General features: G+C 43.4%; 12 protein-coding genes, 11 tRNA genes, 5 rRNA genes and 1 other annotated feature. All 28 genes read right to left on the bottom strand.

Annotated elements, in window-relative coordinates; translation table 11 throughout:
- The 28 genes from cysS to MKX67_RS00460 all read right to left on the bottom strand — a co-directional run bounded on the left by cysS (nt 1) and on the right by MKX67_RS00460 (nt 23,422).
- Nucleotides 1-1,401 carry a cysteine--tRNA ligase gene (gene cysS, locus MKX67_RS00595; protein ID WP_095371243.1) on the bottom strand — a complete coding sequence of 467 codons (1,401 nt, stop codon included), beginning with the start codon at nt 1,399-1,401 and terminating at the stop codon, nt 1-3.
- A complete protein-coding gene (gene cysE, locus MKX67_RS00590; protein ID WP_095371244.1) occupies nt 1,401-2,051 on the bottom strand; it encodes a serine O-acetyltransferase in 651 nt (216 codons plus the stop codon). Before cysE ends, cysS begins: the two co-directional genes overlap by 1 nt.
- A 148-nt stretch (nt 2,052-2,199) precedes the next feature.
- Nucleotides 2,200-2,425 (bottom strand) — a binding site (T-box leader).
- Between the two features lie 67 nt (nt 2,426-2,492).
- A complete protein-coding gene (gltX, locus tag MKX67_RS00585; protein WP_322910604.1) occupies nt 2,493-3,950 on the bottom strand; it encodes a glutamate--tRNA ligase in 1,458 nt (485 codons plus the stop codon).
- Between the two features lie 154 nt (nt 3,951-4,104).
- Nucleotides 4,105-4,584 carry a 2-C-methyl-D-erythritol 2,4-cyclodiphosphate synthase gene (gene ispF / locus MKX67_RS00580; protein ID WP_322910605.1) on the bottom strand — a complete coding sequence of 160 codons (480 nt, stop codon included), beginning with the start codon at nt 4,582-4,584 and terminating at the stop codon, nt 4,105-4,107.
- A 13-nt stretch (nt 4,585-4,597) separates the two neighbouring features.
- Entirely contained in the window at nt 4,598-5,287 is a 690-nt protein-coding gene (ispD, locus tag MKX67_RS00575; protein WP_340977150.1) for a 2-C-methyl-D-erythritol 4-phosphate cytidylyltransferase, read from the bottom strand.
- 87 nt (nt 5,288-5,374) lie between these two features.
- Entirely contained in the window at nt 5,375-6,457 is a 1,083-nt protein-coding gene (locus MKX67_RS00570; RefSeq protein ID WP_307317049.1) for a PIN/TRAM domain-containing protein, read from the bottom strand.
- 217 nt (nt 6,458-6,674) lie between these two features.
- Entirely contained in the window at nt 6,675-7,748 is a 1,074-nt protein-coding gene (gene disA / locus MKX67_RS00565; protein ID WP_095371249.1) for a DNA integrity scanning diadenylate cyclase DisA, read from the bottom strand.
- Between the two features lie 4 nt (nt 7,749-7,752).
- Nucleotides 7,753-9,132 carry a DNA repair protein RadA gene (radA, locus tag MKX67_RS00560; protein WP_095371250.1) on the bottom strand — a complete coding sequence of 460 codons (1,380 nt, stop codon included), beginning with the start codon at nt 9,130-9,132 and terminating at the stop codon, nt 7,753-7,755.
- A gap of 159 nt (nt 9,133-9,291) precedes the next feature.
- Nucleotides 9,292-11,736 (bottom strand): ATP-dependent protease ATP-binding subunit ClpC, encoded by a 2,445-nt coding sequence (gene clpC, locus MKX67_RS00555; protein WP_095371251.1) that lies wholly within the window; start codon nt 11,734-11,736, stop codon nt 9,292-9,294.
- 6 nt (nt 11,737-11,742) lie between these two features.
- Nucleotides 11,743-12,822 (bottom strand): protein arginine kinase, encoded by a 1,080-nt coding sequence (locus MKX67_RS00550; protein ID WP_095371252.1) that lies wholly within the window; start codon nt 12,820-12,822, stop codon nt 11,743-11,745.
- 2 nt (nt 12,823-12,824) lie between these two features.
- The gene (locus tag MKX67_RS00545) at nt 12,825-13,373 is read right to left on the bottom strand and encodes a UvrB/UvrC motif-containing protein (RefSeq protein WP_095371253.1); all 549 of its coding nucleotides are present in this window, start codon (nt 13,371-13,373) and stop codon (nt 12,825-12,827) included.
- A 27-nt stretch (nt 13,374-13,400) separates the two neighbouring features.
- On the bottom strand, nt 13,401-13,862 hold the full coding sequence (locus tag MKX67_RS00540; protein ID WP_095371254.1) for a CtsR family transcriptional regulator: 462 nt from the start codon (nt 13,860-13,862) through the stop codon (nt 13,401-13,403).
- A 249-nt stretch (nt 13,863-14,111) separates the two neighbouring features.
- Nucleotides 14,112-14,228: ribosomal RNA gene (gene rrf, locus MKX67_RS00535) — 5S ribosomal RNA — on the bottom strand.
- Nucleotides 14,229-14,303: 75 nt separating this feature from the next.
- A 23S ribosomal RNA gene (locus MKX67_RS00530) occupies nt 14,304-17,236 on the bottom strand.
- 259 nt (nt 17,237-17,495) lie between these two features.
- A tRNA-Ala gene (locus MKX67_RS00525) sits at nt 17,496-17,571 on the bottom strand.
- Between the two features lie 15 nt (nt 17,572-17,586).
- Nucleotides 17,587-17,663: transfer RNA gene (locus tag MKX67_RS00520), tRNA-Ile, on the bottom strand.
- A 99-nt stretch (nt 17,664-17,762) separates the two neighbouring features.
- Nucleotides 17,763-19,311: ribosomal RNA gene (locus MKX67_RS00515) — 16S ribosomal RNA — on the bottom strand.
- Between the two features lie 183 nt (nt 19,312-19,494).
- Nucleotides 19,495-19,570 (bottom strand) — tRNA-Ala (locus tag MKX67_RS00510).
- A 17-nt stretch (nt 19,571-19,587) separates the two neighbouring features.
- Nucleotides 19,588-19,664, bottom strand: a tRNA-Pro gene (locus MKX67_RS00505).
- 4 nt (nt 19,665-19,668) lie between these two features.
- A tRNA-Arg gene (locus MKX67_RS00500) sits at nt 19,669-19,745 on the bottom strand.
- 9 nt (nt 19,746-19,754) lie between these two features.
- Nucleotides 19,755-19,843: transfer RNA gene (locus MKX67_RS00495), tRNA-Leu, on the bottom strand.
- A 6-nt stretch (nt 19,844-19,849) separates the two neighbouring features.
- Nucleotides 19,850-19,924, bottom strand: a tRNA-Gly gene (locus MKX67_RS00490).
- Nucleotides 19,925-19,942: 18 nt separating this feature from the next.
- Nucleotides 19,943-20,027 (bottom strand) — tRNA-Leu (locus MKX67_RS00485).
- A 9-nt stretch (nt 20,028-20,036) separates the two neighbouring features.
- A tRNA-Lys gene (locus tag MKX67_RS00480) sits at nt 20,037-20,112 on the bottom strand.
- 7 nt (nt 20,113-20,119) lie between these two features.
- A tRNA-Thr gene (locus MKX67_RS00475) sits at nt 20,120-20,195 on the bottom strand.
- 17 nt (nt 20,196-20,212) lie between these two features.
- A tRNA-Val gene (locus MKX67_RS00470) sits at nt 20,213-20,288 on the bottom strand.
- A gap of 9 nt (nt 20,289-20,297) precedes the next feature.
- Nucleotides 20,298-20,414, bottom strand: a 5S ribosomal RNA gene (rrf, locus tag MKX67_RS00465).
- A 75-nt stretch (nt 20,415-20,489) separates the two neighbouring features.
- Nucleotides 20,490-23,422 (bottom strand): 23S ribosomal RNA (locus MKX67_RS00460).
- Together the 16S, 23S and 5S rRNA genes with 11 tRNA genes alongside form the textbook arrangement of a ribosomal RNA operon.
- Nucleotides 23,423-23,598 lie beyond the last annotated feature (176 nt).

Below are 23,598 nucleotides of genomic sequence, written 5' to 3'. Positions count from 1 at the left end.
TTATCCTCTTTTCCATCTTGTTCCTTGAGCTGTATCCTCAAGAATAATATTCATTTCTTTTAATTGATCACGAATTTGATCAGCTAATTGGAAATTGCGATCTTTTCTTGCTTGAATCCGATCGGCTATCAATTGATCTACTTCCTCATCTAACAGCTGTAGCTCATCCTCTAATGATAGTCCAAGCACACCGAAGAAATCCTCGAATTGAGTCATAAATGCATCGATTACAGCAGTGGACGTATTCTTTTCCATCAAATAATAATTCGCTTGTTTTGATAATTCAAATACAACAGAGATGGCATTCGCCGTGTTAAAATCATCATCCATATCTGTGATGAATTGCTTTTGTAAATCACCAATTTTCTCTAACCATTCTTGGTTATTTTCTGTTAACTCACTACTCGCCTCTTTACGATGCTTTAAATTCTCATACGATGCTTTAATACGCTCATAACCCGCTTTTGTATTTTCCAGCAATTCTTCATTATAGTTAATTTGATTACGATAATGCACTGCTAACATGAAGAACCTTAACACTTGCGGATTGTGCTTCTTAATAATATCGTGTACCAAGACGAAATTACCGAGTGATTTAGACATTTTTTCGTTATCAATATTAATATAGCCATTATGCATCCAGTAACGAGCGAAAGTTTTACCTGTCACTGCCTCTGACTGTGCTATTTCATTCTCATGGTGAGGAAATGATAAATCTTGTCCTCCAGCATGAATATCAATCGTGTCACCTAGATATTTACGAGCCATAGCGGAGCATTCAATATGCCACCCTGGGCGACCTGCCCCCCAAGGACTATCCCATTTAATCTCACCTTCCTTCGCCGCTTTCCAAAGGACGAAATCAAGTGCGTCTTTCTTCTTCTCACCAACAGCAATTCGATTGCCTAACTTTAACTCATCAATCGATTGATGAGAAAGCTTTCCATACTCTTCAAACTTTCGTGTATGGTAGTACACATCTCCTTCTGATTCATAGGCAAAACCTTTATCAATCAGCGCTTGGATAAAATCAATAATCGTATCCATATTTTCCGTTACTCTCGGGTGTGTGTCTGCTTTTTTGCAACCTAATGCCGATACATCTTCAAAATACGCTTCAATAAATCTCTCCGCAATTTCCGGCACGTCTTCACCTAGTTCTTTGGCCGTGCGGATTAATTTATCATCGACATCTGTGAAATTTGACACAAAATTCACATCATATCCGCGATACTCCAAATATCTCCTCACTGTATCGAACACAATTGCAGGGCGAGCATTTCCTATATGAATATAATTGTATACAGTAGGTCCGCAAACATACATCTTTACTTTACCCTCTTCTAACGGGATAAACGGCTCTTTTTTTCTTGTTAACGTATTATATAATTGAATCGCCATTATGAGTGGCTCCTTTCAGCTTTCAGTTGTTCAAACTCTTTTTTCACGCGCTCTAACTCATTTTCTAGCTCTTTAAAGCGATCAGAAATGGGATCTGGTAAGTCTGTATGATTTAAATCTTTCGTTACTTTGACGCCATCTTGGATTTTTACCTTACCAGGTATACCAACAACCGTTGAATTAGGTGGCACTTCATGTAAAACAACTGAGCCGGCACCTATTTTTGAGTTTTCCCCAATTGTAATGGATCCAAGCACTTTTGCCCCTGTAGCAATAAGAGCATTATCCTTAATCGTTGGATGTCTCTTGCCTTTTTCTTTCCCTGTCCCCCCAAGTGTTACACCTTGATAGACAGTAACATTATCTCCAATCTCGCATGTCTCGCCAATAACAACACCCATCCCGTGATCAATAAAAAATCGACGGCCTATTTTCGCCCCAGGGTGTATTTCTATCCCAGTAAAAAAACGACTAATTTGTGAAACCAACCTTGCAAGGAAGAAAAATTTATTTTTATAAAGACTGTGTGCAATGCGATGATTCCAAATCGCATGTAATCCTGAGTAGGTTAACACTACTTCAAAAACACTTCTTGCGGCAGGATCCTGTTCAAACACAACATCTATATCTTCCTTCATTCTTTTAAACATGCTCTCTCCCTCCAGTCTTTAAATAGCATTTTTCTCGTATAATAAAAACAACAAAAGTAACAGTGATTACACTCTCTCTTTGGGTGGGTCCTTATCACCAGAAAACAAATAACATATCTATAAATAAAAAACGCCCCTGTCTAAAATAGACAGAGACGTTTACACGCGGTTCCACTCTGTTTAAGCTTTCATATAATAAAAGCTCCAACTCTGCCTCGTTAACGGGAAGGTAACCGCCTATTTCTACTATAAAGGTTCGAAACAGGACTCAGAGGGGCACTTCAGAGAATGAGAGGTTTAAACCACTTTCAGCCGATGATGGTTCTCTCTAATAAACAGTCATTACTCTTACTTTTCCTCTTCAATGATTTAGCATCTATAATGATTTTCTAAAGATTTATACGTTAATATTCTATACTATATTATATTTTTACCGATATGTTAACCTAAAATACGCTGTAGGCGAATTTTTACAGTTTCCCTACCTAATAACTCCATTGCTTTCGGTAGGTCTGGGCCATGTGTCTGCCCCGTTGTTGCTGAGCGAATCGGCATAAATAATTTTTTCCCTTTATGTCCTGTCGCTTTCTGTACTGACTTCATTGCCGCCTTTATTTGATCAGCTTCAAATACCTCAAGCGCCTCTACTTCATGTAAGAAAGCAGTTAACACTTCCGGTACTTGCTCTTCAGCTAAAACTTCGCTTGCTTCTGGTTCAACTTCGATATCCTGAACAAAGAATAATTCACTTAGTTCAATTACTTGCGCACCATAACTCATTTTCTCTTGTAGCAACAACACTAATTTCTTTAACCATTGTAACTCATCGTCAGAAGGATTATCTCCTACTTTGCCTGCTTTTTTAAAATGAGGTAACGTTAAATCAAGTAACTGGTCACCATCTAACTTTTTCATGTACTGCGCATTAATATGAGCAAGCTTCTGCATATCGAATAAAGCCGGTGACTTAGATAACCTTGACTCATCAAAGATTTCAATTAGCTCTTCTTTGGAGAATAATTCTTCCTCTCCACTCGGAGACCAACCAAGTAAAGCGATAAAGTTAAACAAGGCTTCAGGCAAGTAACCTAGCTCTTCGTATTGTTCAATGAATTGAATGATTGACTCATCACGTTTACTTAATTTTTTACGACTTTCATTCACTATTAGCGTCATATGACCAAATACAGGTACTTGGAAGCCAAGTGCCTCATAAATCATAATTTGTTTAGGTGTATTTGAAATATGATCATCTCCACGTAATACATGAGAGATTTTCATTAAATAATCATCTATGGCTACAGCAAAATTATATGTCGGTGTCCCGTCTTTTTTAACAATTACATGATCACCAATGCCATCTGACTCAAATGACACTTCTCCTTTAACCATATCATTGAATGCATACACTTTTCCTTGCGGGACAAGAAAACGAATACTTGGTTTTCTTCCTTCAGCTTCGAGTTGTTGGCGATCATCATCTGATAAATGTCTGCACTTTCCTGAGTAAATCGGCATTTCACCTTTAGCCATTTGCGCCTCACGTTCAGCTTCTAACTCTTCTTCCGTACAATAACACTTATAAGCTTGTCCGCTATCAAGTAACTGTTGATAATACTTTTTGTAAATTTCGTTTCTTTCTGATTGACGGTACGGGCCGTATCCACCATCTTTATCGATACTTTCATCCCAGTCTATACCAAGCCATTGTAAGTATTTTAATTGACTCTCTTCTCCGCCCTCAATATTACGTTTTTTATCTGTATCTTCTATACGAATGATGAATTTACCATTTTTACTACGAGCAAATAAATAATTAAACAAAGCTGTACGCGCATTACCAATATGTAAATGTCCCGTTGGACTTGGTGCATAGCGTACACGAATATCACTTGACATGATGATCCTCCTTCAAAATCGGTTCTATTTCGAAAAACCGCTGATTGCTATATAAGCCACCTGACGATCCATCTTTTTTATCAAAAATTGAATATGAATAGCACCCTTTATTTTATCATCCTACTGTAAGTTGTCAAAGTCCGTAAATAACCGACTAGGCACTTTTCTTCAACAACACAACCACTTGAGCAGCAATTCCTTCGCCTCTGCCTGTAAATCCTAGTTTTTCCGTTGTTGTGGCTTTCACGTTAATGTTCTCTACTTCTGATTCTAACAATTCCGCTATTCTTTCTCTTATAGCAGGAATATAAGGAGCCATTTTTGGTTTTTGAGCAATAATAGTACAGTCTGCATTCACAAGTTCATAACCCTTTTCTTTTACCAATTGCCACACATGTTGCATCAGTTTAGCTGAATCCGCATCTTTAAAGTCTGGGTCTGTATCAGGGAAGTGGTTACCAATATCACCTTCACCAATTGCACCTAAACAGGCATCTGACACTGTATGTAATAAAACATCCGCATCTGAATGTCCAAGTAATCCTAATTCATATGGAATCGTAACCCCACCCATAATCAGTGGTCGTCCTTCAACTAATTGATGTACATCAAATCCTTGACCAATGCGAAACATATTATCTTCTCCTTTAGATAAAGTCATCTCTTTTATTTAAAATCGCCTCAGCAAAATATAGGTCCTCAGGCGTTGTTAGTTTTATATTATCGTAATTCCCTTGTACAAAAGCAATCTTATTATGTACTCTCTCCACCAAGCTTGCATCATCAGTCCCTACAAATTGGTCCTTTTGCGCTTTCTCATATGCCGCTTGTAAAATACTAAGCTTAAAAGCTTGAGGGGTTTGCACAGACCATAGACTCGTTCGATCAATTGTTCCCTCGACTAATCCATCACGTCCCTTTTTTATCGTATCCTTCACGGGAACGGCTAAAATGGCGCCATCATTGAACTGAGCTTGAGATACAAGTTGATCGATATGCTCTTGTTCAACAAAAGGTCGAGCGGCATCATGTACCAACACAATCCCTTCACCTGTTAACTCACGTATCACATGACTAATGCTATGCTGCCTTTCCTGTCCACCACCGATATACGCCCTTACCTTATCCACCCCATGCTTAGCGATTAACGCACGTATCTCCTTTTCCTCAGCAGGATTAATAGCTAAATAAATCCCTTCACATGCGGAGTCTCGTTGGAAAACGCGCAATGTATGTATAAAAATAGGTACCCCTCTTAGTTCTAGCAACAGTTTATTTTTTGAAGCACCCATTCTCTTCCCTTGCCCCGCTGCAGGGATGACGACTCTATACCCCATATTTTCTTCTAACTCCCTTAATCAGCATAAAAAGCGGAAGAAAAGAGCCAATTTACGGCCCCCTCTTCTGCTTCTTCTATACTATAATTATAATGCTTTTTCTAAAAGTTTTGGTTTAGCGAAAATCATTCTACCCGCAGATGTTTGCAATACACTTGTCACTACTACATCAATATGCTTGCCAATATAATTTCTACCTTCTTCTACGACAATCATTGTGCCATCGTCTAAGTAGGCAATCCCTTGATTTTGTTCTTTTCCGTCCTTAATGACCTGAACTTTCATTTCTTCTCCCGGAAGCACAACCGGCTTCACAGCATTCGCCAGATCATTAATATTTAGAACTGCGACTTTCTGTAGCTCGCATACCTTATTCAGGTTGAAATCATTGGTTACAACCACACCGTTAGTTAATTTCGCTAATTTCACTAGCTTACTATCCACTTCTTGTATTTCTTCAAAATTACCTTCGTAAATTTCTACCTTTATAGATAGCTCACTTTGAATACGGTTGAGAATGTCTAAACCGCGGCGGCCCCGATTTCTTTTTAACACATCAGAAGAATCGGCAATATGCTGTAATTCTTCTAAGACAAAACGAGGAATAACAATTGTTCCTTCTAAAAACCCTGTTTGACAAATATCAGCTACTCGACCATCGATAATAACACTTGTATCCAATATTTTAAGCTTATTCACATCAGATTGACTATCTTCTTCTTCAGTTAACTTTTTCTTTTTGTTTGTAAAAAGATTGAGTAATTCATCTCGTTTTTTAAATCCAACTTGAAAACCTAAATATCCAAATAACAGTGTTAAGACGATAGGAGCAACAGTATTTAATACCGGTATCTCGAGTGTCGATAATCCATAACCAAGTAAAAACGCGACAACAAGACCAAACACCAGTCCAACACTACCAAATATAATATCGGTAATTGGCACCTTTACAATCGATTCTTCTGTCCATTTAATGAAATTGACAACATGGTCAACCGCCCAAAATGTTAAAAGATAGAAAATAATAGCTCCTAAAATGGCGGAAACATAAGGATTATTTAATAATGGAATGTCATCTAAACTGATTAGAATTAGTAATTCTGGTATCACAAAGATTCCTAATGTGATCCCAAATATAAGGAAACAGACTTGTACAATTCTCTTTAACATTCCCTCACCTCCTTTTATTCATTATTAACAAATTCCAAAAATAAAAAACGCACAATATTGGAAAATTTTATATTATAAACAAAAAATTATTGCAGTAAACTAAATAAAAGGATAGATCAAACGGTTATGAATACTCTTAGACTAGCACCGTAAGTAAGGGAATGTCAAATGATAAACTACCTATTCTATCATAAGGTGAATAGTAGTTCAATGGTATTTATAAATGTCGGTCAGAAAAAAATTGGTCTTGTATAAGCTTGAGGCCTTCGTCAATCTTCCTAGCCCGTACCTCTCCTATACCTTCTACCTCATCTAATTCTTCAATAGAAGCTGCCGCTATATACCTCAGTTCCTCAAAGCGATCAACGAGGTTATCAATAATAATAGGTGGTAATCGCGGCACCTTATGCAGCACCCGAATCCCTCTAGGATGAATGACTTCTTCGGTATGAATATAGCCATGAAAGCCTAGTAATTTCATGATAACTGAGTCTTCTAAAGTCTCACCTTTTGATAACTCTTGAAGCTTTTGAAGCGCTTCCTTTGCCCTAATATCACGATCATTAGCATAATCCATAATAACGAATTCTGATTCTCTTTCCATTTCAATCAATAACTCATTCATTTGTAAACGAATGAGACGTCCTTCTGTCCCTAACTCGCTTAAATAAGTTAGTAACTCATTTTTAATTCTTAACAGCATTTCTATATTATGCATAACATTTAACACATCATTATAGGTCACCTGTTCTTCAAATTCGAGAATACCTAAATTCGATATACTTTGCTCAAGAACAACTTTATATTTCTCTAATGTTGTGACTGCCACATTAGCCTTTGTTAATATAACGCCAATATCCTTTAGTGAATAACGAGAAGCCCCTTTATATAAAGTAATGACATTACGGCGTTGTGAAACAGCAATAACAAGCGCACCTGTTTGTTTCGCCACCCGTTCTGCTGTCCGATGTCGCATCCCTGTCTCAGAGGAAGGAATACTCGAATCTGGTGCGAGTTGGGCGTTGGCAATAAGGATTTTATTTCCTTCTTGATTGAGAATAATCGCCCCATCCATCTTCGCAAGCTCATATAAATAGTTTGGCGAAAAAGGGCAATTAATTTGGAAGCCCCCATCCACTAAACTGGCAATCTGCTCCTTAGAACAAAGAACAATTAACCCACCCGTGTTTGCTCTTAATACATTATCTATACCTGCACGTAGGGGTGTCCCTGGTGCTAAAAATTTCAATAATTCGCTGATTGTAATTTCACTTTGTTTCTTTGAATCCATATGCTTACCCTCCTAATGCAGCTTCAAGTGCTTCACTAACCGAGTGAACGCCAATCAATTGAACATTTTTAGGACCTGTCCAGCCGCTCAAATTATTCGCTGGTAAAATAATACGCTCAAATCCTAGTTTCGCAGCCTCCTGGACTCGCTGTTCAATTCTTGAAACTCTTCTTATTTCTCCAGTGAGGCCCACCTCACCGATAATGCAATCTGTTGCTCTTGTTGGCTTATCTCGAAAGCTTGATGCGATACTAACTGCAACTGCCAAATCAATTGCTGGCTCATCTAGTTTTACCCCTCCAGCAACCTTCAAATAAGCATCTTGATTTTGTAACAACATACCGACCCGTTTCTCTAATACCGCCATTAATAGCGGCACACGGTTATGATCAATCCCTGTTGCCATCCTTCTTGGGTTACCAAAACTCGTAGGGGATATTAATGCTTGTATTTCTACAAGAACGGGCCGAGTTCCTTCCATTGAAGCCACAACAGTTGAACCCGCTGCTCCTTGTGATCGTTCTTCTAAAAAAATCTCTGAAGGGTTTGCCACTTCTTCTAAACCTAATTCTTTCATTTCAAATATACCCATTTCATTCGTAGAACCAAATCGGTTTTTGACTGCTCTTAAAATTCGATACGTGTGATGCCTTTCCCCTTCAAAATAAAGCACCGTATCCACCATATGTTCAAGCAACCTAGGACCGGCGATCGATCCTTCTTTCGTTACATGTCCAACAATAAAGATCGCAATCCCTTTCGTTTTCCCGATTCTCATAAGCTCAGCCGTACACTCTCTTACCTGTGAAACACTACCAGGAGCCGAGGTCACTTCCGGGTGATAAATAGTTTGAATGGAGTCAATAATAACAAACTCCGGCTTCACCTCATCAATCGTTTGACTAATCTCTTCTAAGCTTGTCTCTGCATAAACAAGTAGATGTTCTGATGAAATATTTAATCTGTCAGCTCGTAGCTTCGTTTGTCTTATCGACTCTTCTCCAGAAATATAAAGTACAGAATGCTGTTTATTAGATAATTGAGAAGAAACTTGCAACAGTAGTGTTGATTTTCCAATCCCAGGATCTCCACCTATTAAAACGAGAGATCCTCTAACAACCCCACCACCAAGGACTCGATTTAACTCTTTCATTTCCGTATAAATACGTGGCTCATTGACTGTTTCAATTTTTGGAATCGGAGTCGCTTTTGCTCTAATCGTTGTCTCTTGTGTATGTGCAAAAGCCCCTCTTCTCGAGTTAGCAGGTTTCTCTATCTCTTCCGTCATTTTATTCCATACACCGCATCCGGGACATTTCCCCATCCACTTTGCCGATTCATAACCACATTCTTGACATATGAATTTTGATTTTCTTTTCGCCAATCTTCATTCTCCTTCTCTTTCGTACAACACATTTATATTTCTTACTATATCAATGGAATCGTTTGTATTCAAAGGTTAACATATAATTGGAAGAAAATTTGTTGTTATCAAAAAAGGTACACACTATTGATTAGCGTGTACCTTCTCTCTAACATTTCATTATTTTTGGGCAGTGCCAGTTGGTTCGGCTGTTTTTACGACAAATTCGCCTTCCTCAACATCGATTACTACTTCTTGACCAGTAAGCACTTTTCCTCTTAATAATTCCTCAGATAAGCGATCTTCAATATGCTTTTGGATCGCTCTTCTAAGCGGTCTTGCACCATACTCTGGATCGTAGCCTTCTTCTGAGATTTTTACCTTAGCAGATTCAGATAGGGATAATGTAATATCCTGTTCTTTTAAACGGTTCGTTAAGGCATCGGACATGAGTGTAACAATCTCTTGCAGATGCTTTCTTTCTAATGCATGGAAGACAATAATCTCATCGATACGGTTTAAGAATTCAGGTCTGAAGGCCTTTTTCAATTCCTCCATAACCTTACCTTTCATATCTTTGTAATCATGCTCATCATCTTGAATATTGAAGCCTACATATTTATTACGCTTAAGTGCTTCGGCACCAACATTTGACGTCATGATAAGCACCGTGTTTCGGAAATCGACTGTACGTCCTTTAGAATCTGTTAAGCGTCCATCTTCCAAGACTTGCAGAAGAATGTTAAATACATCCGGATGGGCTTTCTCAATTTCATCTAATAAAACAACTGAATACGGTTTTCTACGTACTTTCTCAGTTAATTGACCTCCTTCTTCAAATCCAACATAACCTGGAGGTGAACCAACTAATCTAGATGTGGAGTGTTTCTCCATATACTCAGACATATCGATGCGAATCATCGCTTCCTCATCACCGAACATCGCTTCAGCTAAGGCACGAGCAAGTTCTGTCTTACCCACACCTGTTGGACCTAGGAAAACGAAAGAACCAATTGGTCTCTTCGGATCTTTAAGACCGGCTCTTGCCCGTCTAACTGCTTTAGAGATCGCCTTTACTGCTTCCTCTTGGCCAATTACGCGCGAATGTAAGATTTCTTCTAAATTCAATAGTTTTTCGGTCTCAGTTTGTGCCAATTTAGTAACTGGAATTCCTGTCCAGTTAGAAACGACATTGGCAATATCCTCTACCGTCACTTCACTATTTTCTTTCCCTTGCTTTTCTTTCCATGTTTTCTTAGTTTCTTCTAACTTTTCTCTTAATCTTTGTTCATTGTCTCTTAAAGATGCTGCTTTCTCAAACTCTTGACTTTGAACAGCTGCATCCTTTTCTTTTCTTACATCTTCTAATTTAACTTCTAACTCCTTGAGATTCGGAGGCGTTGTATAAGAACGTAGGCGAACTTTTGAGCCTGCTTCATCAATTAAATCAATCGCTTTATCTGGTAAGAAACGATCAGAGATATAACGATCTGATAATTTAACTGCCGCATCGATGGCTTGATCCGTAATTGTCACACGGTGATGGGCTTCATAACGGTCACGTAGTCCTTTTAAAATTTGTACGGACTCATCTGCAGTCGGCTCATCAACCGTAATTGGTTGGAACCTACGCTCAAGCGCTGCATCCTTCTCAATATATTTGCGATACTCATCTAGCGTCGTCGCTCCAATACACTGTAGCTCTCCACGCGCAAGTGATGGCTTTAGAATATTTGATGCATCAATCGCACCTTCTGCTCCACCAGCACCAATTAATGTATGCAATTCATCGATGAACAAAATAATGTTGCCCGCCTGACGAATTTCGTCCATCACTTTCTTCAAGCGATCCTCAAATTCACCACGGTATTTAGTACCTGCAACTACCGTACCCATATCTAAAGTCATTACACGTTTATCACGTAGCGTCTCCGGCACTTCATTATTTATGATCTGTTGAGCTAGGCCTTCTGCTATCGCAGTCTTACCCACACCAGGTTCTCCAATTAATACGGGGTTATTTTTTGTTCTTCTGCTTAATACTTCAATTACACGTTGAATCTCTTTACTACGTCCAATAACTGGATCTAAGCTTCCTTCACGTGCAATGGCAGTTAAATCTCTCGCTAAACCATCTAGTGTTGGTGTATTTGCATTGGCTGAAGAGCTGCCTTGATGCCCGTTAGACTCGCTACTACCAAGTAATTGTAGTACTTGCTGTCTTGCCTTATTTAAACTTACGCCAAGGTTATTAAGTACTCTTGCAGCTACACCCTCACCTTCTCTAATTAAACCAAGTAAAATGTGCTCAGTTCCCACATAGGAATGGCCCAATTTTCTTGCTTCATCCATTGATAATTCAATTACTTTTTTTGCTCTTGGTGTATAATGCGGTGTTTGGGAGGCCTCTTGCCCTCTACCTATTAGATTTTCAACTTCCGTTTGAATTTTTTCTGAACCTAGACCTAAGGCATAAAGTGCTTTAGCGGCAATTCCTTCACCTTCACTTACTAACCCTAGAAGTATATGCTCAGTCCCAATATTGTTATGTCCTAAGCGAATGGCTTCTTCCTGTGCTAATGCTAATACTTTTTGTGCTCTCTCAGTAAAACGTCCAAACATCATCTATCATCATCCTCCCAACTCTTGATCTTCCATTTTTAATCTTTCTCGAATAAGAGAAGCTCTACGAATATCCCGTTCAAACGGTCGTAATGGGCCTCCAGCATATTGCTGTAAAAATCCTGGTTGTGTTAAAACCATTAATTCATTTAATATATTTTTTGATATGCCTTGTATATAGTCCATGTCTATTCCAAGGCGAACATCCGATAAACATCTAGCCGCTTCTTTTGATTCAATGATTCGGCTATTAGATAAAATACCATAGGATCTGAAGACTCTATCTTCTAATTGTATGTTAGAGGTTTTCGCTAATGCTTCTCTTGCTGACCTTTCCTGCGAAATTAATTGCTCCACAACACTTTTTAAATCCTCAGCAATATCTTCTTCTGATTTCCCTAATGTGATTTGGTTAGAAACTTGAAAGATATTACCTAATGCTTCGCTACCTTCTCCATAAATTCCTCTAACAACTAATCCAAGTTGGTTAATTGCTGGAATGATTCTATTCATTTGATGAGTTAATACTAATCCTGGTAAATGCATCATGACAGATGCTCTGAGACCTGTACCGACATTCGTTGGGCAACTAGTTAAATACCCTACCTGTTCATCATATGCATAATCAATCTCAGTTTCTAACCAATCATCAATTTGGTTTGCAACTTCTAATGCTTCTGATAATTGGAAGCCTGGAAATAAACACTGTATACGTATATGATCTTCTTCATTCAACATAATGCTAACCTCTTCATTTTCAGTAAGTAGGCAGGCACCATGACTAGCGTTTTCTGCTAAATGAGGACTAATCAAATGTTTTTCCATCAGCACCCTTTTTTGCAATGGTTGTAAATCATCCATTTGCAATAACGAAAAGTCACCATAAGTATCAAAAGTCGATTTTTCCATTCTTGCTTTAATGATCTCTATCACACGTTTAGCTTCATCATGGGAAAAGATTGTTGGAAAATTAACCTGTTTAATATTGCGAGCTAAACGGATTCTAGAACTAAGTACGATATCAGAATCAGGACCTTCTGCACTCATCCAAGAGCTGACAGCCTGATTGATAAACCTTTCTAAAGACAAGTTCATTCCCCTCCCTCTAGATGGTTTTTCATTTCTTTTTCCAATTGACGTATTGCATCTCTTGTCTCTGCTGCTTTCTCAAATTCCTCTTTAGTTATAAGTTCCTTCAAGTTTATTTTTAAATCCTCAATTTGCTTTTTCAAATGGATATCTCCACCCATTCTTGTAGGGATTTTTCCATTATGATTCCAATTACCACTATGAAGCCTTTTAATAATTGGCTTTAACTGTGCTCGGAAAGATTCATAACAGTGGGCACATCCGAATTTCCCGACTTTAACAAATTGAGGAAAGGTCATCGAGCATTGCTCACACTGTACTACCTGCGCTTGTTTATTTAACTGAGCTTGGTTATTTGCATAACTTGTATCTATATTAAATAATCCGCTCAATAGATTATTAATAGAAAATCCAGATCCATTATTTAACATAAACATATCCCCATGTTCTTGGGCACATTTTTCACATAAATGGAACTCAGCCTTTTCGCCATTCATAATTTTTGTAAAATGTAGAGTCGCAGGTCTCTGATTACATTCTTGGCATATCATCTGTTTCACCCCTCCATACTTTACAGCCTACTTATATTTCAATGTATTTAGCATCGCAACAAGCATCCTTGCTCTTAACTCATCCCTATAGGGTAACTCTAAGTAAAGAACTGAACGGTCAATGACACTTAACATAATCTTCGCTTCTCGAGTAGTAATAATCTCTTCTTCAACTAATCTGTTTATAATATTTTCAGCACTATTTTGTGAAATACGATCACGTACAATCCTAATCAATTGATTAATTAAATCAACATAATCATAAGCTTGCACTTTGGTGATTCTTATATAACCACCACCGCCACGTTTACTTTCGACAGCATAGCCTTTTTCAACTGTAAACCGAGTATTTATGACGTAATTTATTTGAGATGGGACACATTGAAATTTATCAGCGATCTCGCTCCGCTTAATTTCAACAATTTCCCTTTCGCTAAGTTCCAAGACTTCTTTAAGATATTTTTCAATAATATCTGATATATTTTTCACCCGGCCTCCCCCTATCTGACTTTGACTATATTTGACATAAATTATACATGATTTGTGTGAAATGTTGCAACGAAGTAGTATTATTAATTTTCCCCTTTTTTTCTAAATCTCAAACGTATGAAATATAGGTTCATTCATTAAATTTATATTATGTTTAGATTGTGTAGATGTTATTTGTCCATTTAAATAAACGAATTCATTATAGCACGACAAAAAAGAGCACATACAAATGATGTGCTCTTTTATCTTGCCCGGCAACGTCCTACTCTCACAAGGGGACAGCCCCTAACTACCATCGGCGCTGAGAAGCTTAACTTCCGTGTTCGGTATGGGAACGGGTGTGACCTTCTCGCTATCGCCACCGGACTATGAAATTGTAAGGGAATCGTTCCCTCAAAACTAGGTAATGTTGAAGAAGATATTTATTGAGTAATCGCCTGTTTGGTTAAGTCCTCGATCGATTAGTATTAGTCAGCTACATGTGTCGCCACACTTACACCTCTAACCTATCAACCTGATCATCTTTCAGGGATCTTACTAGCTTGCGCTATGGGAAATCTCATCTCGAGGGGGGCTTCATGCTTAGATGCTTTCAGCACTTATCCCTTCCGCACATAGCTACCCAGCGATGCCTTTGGCAAGACAACTGGTACACCAGCGGTGCGTCCATCCCGGTCCTCTCGTACTAAGGACAGCTCCTCTCAAATTTCCTGCGCCCACGACGGATAGGGACCGAACTGTCTCACGACGTTCTGAACCCAGCTCGCGTACCGCTTTAATGGGCGAACAGCCCAACCCTTGGGACCGACTACAGCCCCAGGATGCGATGAGCCGACATCGAGGTGCCAAACCTCCCCGTCGATGTGGACTCTTGGGGGAGATAAGCCTGTTATCCCCGGGGTAGCTTTTATCCGTTGAGCGATGGCCCTTCCATGCGGAACCACCGGATCACTAAGCCCGACTTTCGTCCCTGCTCGACTTGTAGGTCTCGCAGTCAAGCTCCCTTGTGCCTTTACACTCTACGAATGATTTCCAACCATTCTGAGGGAACCTTTGGGCGCCTCCGTTACTCTTTAGGAGGCGACCGCCCCAGTCAAACTGCCCACCTGACACTGTCTCCCATCCCGATAAGGGATGTGGGTTAGAATTTCAATACAGCCAGGGTAGTATCCCACCGACGCCTCCACCGAAGCTAGCGCTCCGGCTTCTAAGGCTCCTACCTATCCTGTACAAGCTGTACCAAAATTCAATATCAGGCTACAGTAAAGCTCCACGGGGTCTTTCCGTCCTGTCGCGGGTAACCTGCATCTTCACAGGTACTATAATTTCACCGAGTCTCTCGTTGAGACAGTGCCCAGATCGTTACGCCTTTCGTGCGGGTCGGAACTTACCCGACAAGGAATTTCGCTACCTTAGGACCGTTATAGTTACGGCCGCCGTTTACTGGGGCTTCGATTCAAAGCTTCGCGTGAGCTAACCTCTCCTCTTAACCTTCCAGCACCGGGCAGGCGTCAGCCCCTATACTTCGCCTTGCGGCTTCGCAGAGACCTGTGTTTTTGCTAAACAGTCGCCTGGGCCTATTCACTGCGGCTCATCAAGGCTTTAACACCCTAATGAGCACCCCTTCTCCCGAAGTTACGGGGTCATTTTGCCGAGTTCCTTAACGAGAGTTCTCTCGCTCACCTTAGGATTCTCTCCTCGCCTACCTGTGTCGGTTTGCGGTACGGGCACCTTATTCCTCGCTAGAGGCTTTTCTTGGCAGTGTGGAATCAAGAACTTCGGTACTAAATTTCCCTCGCTATCACAGCTCAAGGTATGTGACCATGGGATTTGCCTCATGGTCCCTCTAACTGCTTAGACGCACATCCAATAGTGCGCTTACCCTATCCTCCTGCGTCCCCCCATCACTCAAACAGAATACGGTGGTACAGGAATATCAACCTGTTGTCCATCGCCTACGCTTTTCAGCCTCGGCTTAGGTCCCGACTAACCCTGAGCGGACGAGCCTTCCTCAGGAAACCTTAGGCATTCGGTGGATGGGATTCTCACCCATCTTTCGCTACTCATACCGGCATTCTCACTTCTAAGCGCTCCACCAGTCCTTACGGTCTAGCTTCAACGCCCTTAGAACGCTCTCCTACCACTGAACATCAACGATGTTCAATCCACAGCTTCGGTGATACGTTTAGCCCCGGTACATTTTCGGCGCGGAGTCACTCGACCAGTGAGCTATTACGCACTCTTTAAATGGTGGCTGCTTCTAAGCCAACATCCTGGTTGTCTAAGCAACTCCACATCCTTTTCCACTTAACGTATACTTTGGGACCTTAGCTGGTGGTCTGGGCTGTTTCCCTCTTGACTACGGATCTTATCACTCGCAGTCTGACTCCCATGGATAAATCTTTGGCATTCGGAGTTTGTCTGAATTCGGTAACCCGATGAGGGCCCCTAGTCCAAACAGTGCTCTACCTCCAAGATTCTTACGCATGAGGCTAGCCCTAAAGCTATTTCGGAGAGAACCAGCTATCTCCAAGTTCGATTGGAATTTCTCCGCTACCCACACCTCATCCCCGCACTTTTCAACGTACGTGGGTTCGGGCCTCCATCCAGTGTTACCTGGACTTCACCCTGGACATGGGTAGATCACCTGGTTTCGGGTCTACGACCACATACTCATTCGCCCTATTCAGACTCGCTTTCGCTACGGCTCCGTCTGTCCAACTTAACCTCGCATGTAATCGTAACTCGCCGGTTCATTCTACAAAAGGCACGCTATCACCCATTAACGGGCTCTAACTACTTGTAGGCACACGGTTTCAGGATCTCTTTCACTCCCCTTCCGGGGTGCTTTTCACCTTTCCCTCACGGTACTGGTTCACTATCGGTCACTAGGGAGTATTTAGCCTTGGGAGATGGTCCTCCCTGCTTCCGACGGGATTTCTCGTGTCCCGCCGTACTCAGGATCCACTCTGGAGGGAACGAAGTTTCAACTACAGGGCTTTTACCTCCTATGGCGGGCCTTTCCAGACCTCTTCGTCTATCTCGTTCCTTTGTAACTCCGTATAGAATGTCCTACAACCCCAAGAGGCAAGCCTCTTGGTTTGGGCTAATCCCGTTTCGCTCGCCGCTACTCAGGGAATCGCGTTTGCTTTCTCTTCCTCCGGGTACTTAGATGTTTCAGTTCCCCGGGTCTGCCTTCCATACCCTATGTATTCAGGTATGGATCCTATCCCATAACGGATAGGGGGTTTCCCCATTCGGAAATCTCCGGATCAAAGCTTACTTACAGCTCCCCGAAGCATATCGGTGTTAGTCCCGTCCTTCATCGGCTCCTAGTGCCAAGGCATTCACCGTGCGCCCTTATTAACTTAACCATTGTTCGGCTTGCGATAAGCTACGCATTTCGGCGTCAGCTCACTCGTCAACATCCTCATGTGCACAAGACGCACACTCCGGTGTTTCCTCGCTCGCTTCCTTGAACTGCTTGCTTCTCACAACCCTCTCGGTTGTGTTTATTAAAAAAGTTTAGTATCTTAAATCAATCTATAATATATAGAGAGAAAAAATAACTAAGGTGGCGATTACTCGGTAATCTTCTTCATTACATTATCTAGTTTTCAAAGAACGATTTGTTGGTGGAGCCTAGCGGGATCGAACCGCTGACCTCCTGCGTGCAAAGCAGGCGCTCTCCCAGCTGAGCTAAGGCCCCGTATTAAAGTTAAAATGGTGGGCCTAAATGGACTCGAACCATCGACCTCACGCTTATCAGGCGTGCGCTCTAACCAGCTGAGCTATAGGCCCACATAACTTCACGGTAAAGTATTTAATCATATCAAAGAGATTGCACTCTCAAAACTGAACGAACAGTCTAACATCAAGTCAATTCCGTATATTCCTTAGAAAGGAGGTGATCCAGCCGCACCTTCCGATACGGCTACCTTGTTACGACTTCACCCCAATCATCTGTCCCACCTTAGGCGGCTGGCTCCAAAAGGTTACCCCACCGACTTCGGGTGTTACAAACTCTCGTGGTGTGACGGGCGGTGTGTACAAGGCCCGGGAACGTATTCACCGCGGCATGCTGATCCGCGATTACTAGCGATTCCGGCTTCATGTAGGCGAGTTGCAGCCTACAATCCGAACTGAGAATGGTTTTATGGGATTGGCTAAACCTCGCGGTCTTGCAGCCCTTTGTACCATCCATTGTAGCACGTGTGTAGCCCAGGTCATAAGGGGCATGATGATTTGACGTCATCCCCACCTTCCTCCGGTTTGTCACCGGCAGTCACCTTAGAGTGCCCAACTGAATGCTGGCAACTAAGATCAAGGGTTGCGCTCGTTGCGGGACTTAACCCAACATCTCACGACACGAGCTGACGACAACCATGCACCACCTGTCACTCTGTCCCCCGAAGGGGAAAGTCCTATCTCTAGGATTGTCAGAGGATGTCAAGACCTGGTAAGGTTCTTCGCGTTGCTTCGAATTAAACCACATGCTCCACCGCTTGTGCGGGCCCCCGTCAATTCCTTTGAGTTTCAACCTTGCGGTCGTACTCCCCAGGCGGAGTGCTTAATGCGTTTGCTGCAGCACTAAAGGGCGGAAACCCTCTAACACTTAGCACTCATCGTTTACGGCGTGGACTACCAGGGTATCTAATCCTGTTTGCTCCCCACGCTTTCGCGCCTCAGCGTCAGTTACAGACCAGAAAGTCGCCTTCGCCACTGGTGTTCCTCCAAATCTCTACGCATTTCACCGCTACACTTGGAATTCCACTTTCCTCTTCTGCACTCAAGTTCCCCAGTTTCCAATGACCCTCCACGGTTGAGCCGTGGGCTTTCACATCAGACTTAAGGAACCGCCTGCGCGCGCTTTACGCCCAATAATTCCGGACAACGCTTGCCACCTACGTATTACCGCGGCTGCTGGCACGTAGTTAGCCGTGGCTTTCTGGTTAGGTACCGTCAAGGTACCGGCAGTTACTCCGATACTTGTTCTTCCCTAACAACAGAGTTTTACGATCCGAAAACCTTCATCACTCACGCGGCGTTGCTCCGTCAGACTTTCGTCCATTGCGGAAGATTCCCTACTGCTGCCTCCCGTAGGAGTCTGGGCCGTGTCTCAGTCCCAGTGTGGCCGATCACCCTCTCAGGTCGGCTACGCATCGTCGCCTTGGTGAGCCGTTACCTCACCAACTAGCTAATGCGCCGCGGGCCCATCTGTAAGTGATAGCAGAACCATCTTTCAATCTAATTATATGTATAAATAGATATTATCCGGTATTAGCCCCGGTTTCCCGGAGTTATCCCAGTCTTACAGGCAGGTTGCCCACGTGTTACTCACCCGTCCGCCGCTAATCTTTGGGAGCAAGCTCCCTCAGATTCGCTCGACTTGCATGTATTAGGCACGCCGCCAGCGTTCGTCCTGAGCCAGGATCAAACTCTCCAATAAAGTGTTTGATTAGCTCATTTGCACCTATGGTGCTTTGTTGCTGATAAATCAGCTTTTTTAGAATTACGCTTGACGTTTTACGTTCGTTCAGTTTTCAAAGAACAATCTCATTCGCTTCAGAAGCGACTTTATAATCATACAACATCTTAACTTGTTATGTCAATAACTTTTTTAAAATGTTTTTGGTGGAGCCTAGCGGGATCGAACCGCTGACCTCCTGCGTGCAAAGCAGGCGCTCTCCCAGCTGAGCTAAGGCCCCAAAAAGAGTAATAAAAATGGTCGGGAAGACAGGATTCGAACCTGCGACCCCTTGGTCCCAAACCAAGTGCTCTACCAAGCTGAGCTACTTCCCGTTTATGGCGCGCCCGAGAGGAGTCGAACCCCTAACCTTTTGATCCGTAGTCAAACGCTCTATCCAATTGAGCTACGGGCGCATCAATAAGTGGTGCCGAGGACCGGAATCGAACCGGTACGGTAGTCACCTACCGCAGGATTTTAAGTCCTGTGCGTCTGCCAGTTCCGCCACCCCGGCACTTATTGGAGCGGAAGACGGGATTCGAACCCGCGACCCTCACCTTGGCAAGGTGATGTTCTACCACTGAACTACTTCCGCAAATATTCAAAATAAAAATGGTGCGGGTGAAGGGAGTCGAACCCCCACGCCTTGCGGCGCCAGATCCTAAGTCTGGTGCGTCTGCCAATTCCGCCACACCCGCATATATAAATGGTGAGCCATGAAGGACTCGAACCTTCGACCCTCTGATTAAAAGTCAGATGCTCTACCAACTGAGCTAATGGCTCGTACAAGTGGTGCCGGCCAGAGGACTTGAACCCCCAACCTACTGATTACAAGTCAGTTGCTCTACCAATTGAGCTAGGCCGGCAAATAAACACAAAAAAATGGTGGAGGATGACGGGATCGAACCGCCGACCCTCTGCTTGTAAGGCAGATGCTCTCCCAGCTGAGCTAATCCTCCAATATGTATGCCCGGCAACGTCCTACTCTCACAAGGGGACAGCCCCTAACTACCATCGGCGCTGAGAAGCTTAACTTCCGTGTTCGGTATGGGAACGGGTGTGACCTTCTCGCTATCGCCACCGGACTATGAAATTGTAAGGGAATCGTTCCCTCAAAACTAGGTAATGTTGAAGAAGATATTTATTGAGTAATCGCCTGTTTGGTTAAGTCCTCGATCGATTAGTATTAGTCAGCTACATGTGTCGCCACACTTACACCTCTAACCTATCAACCTGATCATCTTTCAGGGATCTTACTAGCTTGCGCTATGGGAAATCTCATCTCGAGGGGGGCTTCATGCTTAGATGCTTTCAGCACTTATCCCTTCCGCACATAGCTACCCAGCGATGCCTTTGGCAAGACAACTGGTACACCAGCGGTGCGTCCATCCCGGTCCTCTCGTACTAAGGACAGCTCCTCTCAAATTTCCTGCGCCCACGACGGATAGGGACCGAACTGTCTCACGACGTTCTGAACCCAGCTCGCGTACCGCTTTAATGGGCGAACAGCCCAACCCTTGGGACCGACTACAGCCCCAGGATGCGATGAGCCGACATCGAGGTGCCAAACCTCCCCGTCGATGTGGACTCTTGGGGGAGATAAGCCTGTTATCCCCGGGGTAGCTTTTATCCGTTGAGCGATGGCCCTTCCATGCGGAACCACCGGATCACTAAGCCCGACTTTCGTCCCTGCTCGACTTGTAGGTCTCGCAGTCAAGCTCCCTTGTGCCTTTACACTCTACGAATGATTTCCAACCATTCTGAGGGAACCTTTGGGCGCCTCCGTTACTCTTTAGGAGGCGACCGCCCCAGTCAAACTGCCCACCTGACACTGTCTCCCATCCCGATAAGGGATGTGGGTTAGAATTTCAATACAGCCAGGGTAGTATCCCACCGACGCCTCCACCGAAGCTAGCGCTCCGGCTTCTAAGGCTCCTACCTATCCTGTACAAGCTGTACCAAAATTCAATATCAGGCTACAGTAAAGCTCCACGGGGTCTTTCCGTCCTGTCGCGGGTAACCTGCATCTTCACAGGTACTATAATTTCACCGAGTCTCTCGTTGAGACAGTGCCCAGATCGTTACGCCTTTCGTGCGGGTCGGAACTTACCCGACAAGGAATTTCGCTACCTTAGGACCGTTATAGTTACGGCCGCCGTTTACTGGGGCTTCGATTCAAAGCTTCGCGTGAGCTAACCTCTCCTCTTAACCTTCCAGCACCGGGCAGGCGTCAGCCCCTATACTTCGCCTTGCGGCTTCGCAGAGACCTGTGTTTTTGCTAAACAGTCGCCTGGGCCTATTCACTGCGGCTCATCAAGGCTTTAACACCCTAATGAGCACCCCTTCTCCCGAAGTTACGGGGTCATTTTGCCGAGTTCCTTAACGAGAGTTCTCTCGCTCACCTTAGGATTCTCTCCTCGCCTACCTGTGTCGGTTTGCGGTACGGGCACCTTATTCCTCGCTAGAGGCTTTTCTTGGCAGTGTGGAATCAAGAACTTCGGTACTAAATTTCCCTCGCTATCACAGCTCAAGGTATGTGACCATGGGATTTGCCTCATGGTCCCTCTAACTGCTTAGACGCACATCCAATAGTGCGCTTACCCTATCCTCCTGCGTCCCCCCATCACTCAAACAGAATACGGTGGTACAGGAATATCAACCTGTTGTCCATCGCCTACGCTTTTCAGCCTCGGCTTAGGTCCCGACTAACCCTGAGCGGACGAGCCTTCCTCAGGAAACCTTAGGCATTCGGTGGATGGGATTCTCACCCATCTTTCGCTACTCATACCGGCATTCTCACTTCTAAGCGCTCCACCAGTCCTTACGGTCTAGCTTCAACGCCCTTAGAACGCTCTCCTACCACTGAACATCAACGATGTTCAATCCACAGCTTCGGTGATACGTTTAGCCCCGGTACATTTTCGGCGCGGAGTCACTCGACCAGTGAGCTATTACGCACTCTTTAAATGGTGGCTGCTTCTAAGCCAACATCCTGGTTGTCTAAGCAACTCCACATCCTTTTCCACTTAACGTATACTTTGGGACCTTAGCTGGTGGTCTGGGCTGTTTCCCTCTTGACTACGGATCTTATCACTCGCAGTCTGACTCCCATGGATAAATCTTTGGCATTCGGAGTTTGTCTGAATTCGGTAACCCGATGAGGGCCCCTAGTCCAAACAGTGCTCTACCTCCAAGATTCTTACGCATGAGGCTAGCCCTAAAGCTATTTCGGAGAGAACCAGCTATCTCCAAGTTCGATTGGAATTTCTCCGCTACCCACACCTCATCCCCGCACTTTTCAACGTACGTGGGTTCGGGCCTCCATCCAGTGTTACCTGGACTTCACCCTGGACATGGGTAGATCACCTGGTTTCGGGTCTACGACCACATACTCATTCGCCCTATTCAGACTCGCTTTCGCTACGGCTCCGTCTGTCCAACTTAACCTCGCATGTAATCGTAACTCGCCGGTTCATTCTACAAAAGGCACGCTATCACCCATTAACGGGCTCTAACTACTTGTAGGCACACGGTTTCAGGATCTCTTTCACTCCCCTTCCGGGGTGCTTTTCACCTTTCCCTCACGGTACTGGTTCACTATCGGTCACTAGGGAGTATTTAGCCTTGGGAGATGGTCCTCCCTGCTTCCGACGGGATTTCTCGTGTCCCGCCGTACTCAGGATCCACTCTGGAGGGAACGAAGTTTCAACTACAGGGCTTTTACCTCCTATGGCGGGCCTTTCCAGACCTCTTCGTCTATCTCGTTCCTTTGTAACTCCGTATAGAATGTCCTACAACCCCAAGAGGCAAGCCTCTTGGTTTGGGCTAATCCCGTTTCGCTCGCCGCTACTCAGGGAATCGCGTTTGCTTTCTCTTCCTCCGGGTACTTAGATGTTTCAGTTCCCCGGGTCTGCCTTCCATACCCTATGTATTCAGGTATGGATCCTATCCCATAACGGATAGGGGGTTTCCCCATTCGGAAATCTCCGGATCAAAGCTTACTTACAGCTCCCCGAAGCATATCGGTGTTAGTCCCGTCCTTCATCGGCTCCTAGTGCCAAGGCATTCACCGTGCGCCCTTATTAACTTAACCATTGTTCGGCTTGCGATAAGCTACGCATTTCGGCGTCAGCTCACTCGTCAACATCCTCATGTGCACAAGACGCACACTCCGGTGTTTCCTCGCTCGCTTCCTTGAACTGCTTGCTTCTCACAACCCTCACGGTTGTGTGTTTTTAAAAAAGTCTAGTATCTCTACTCTATTATATA

Source organism: Cytobacillus sp. FSL W7-1323 (assembly GCF_038595015.1).
In the GTDB taxonomy this organism is placed as follows: Bacteria; Bacillota; Bacilli; order Bacillales; family Cytobacillaceae; genus Cytobacillus; species Cytobacillus kochii.
The sequence above is the reverse complement of the archived record's forward strand: the minus strand, read 5'-3'. Positions and strand labels throughout refer to the sequence as shown.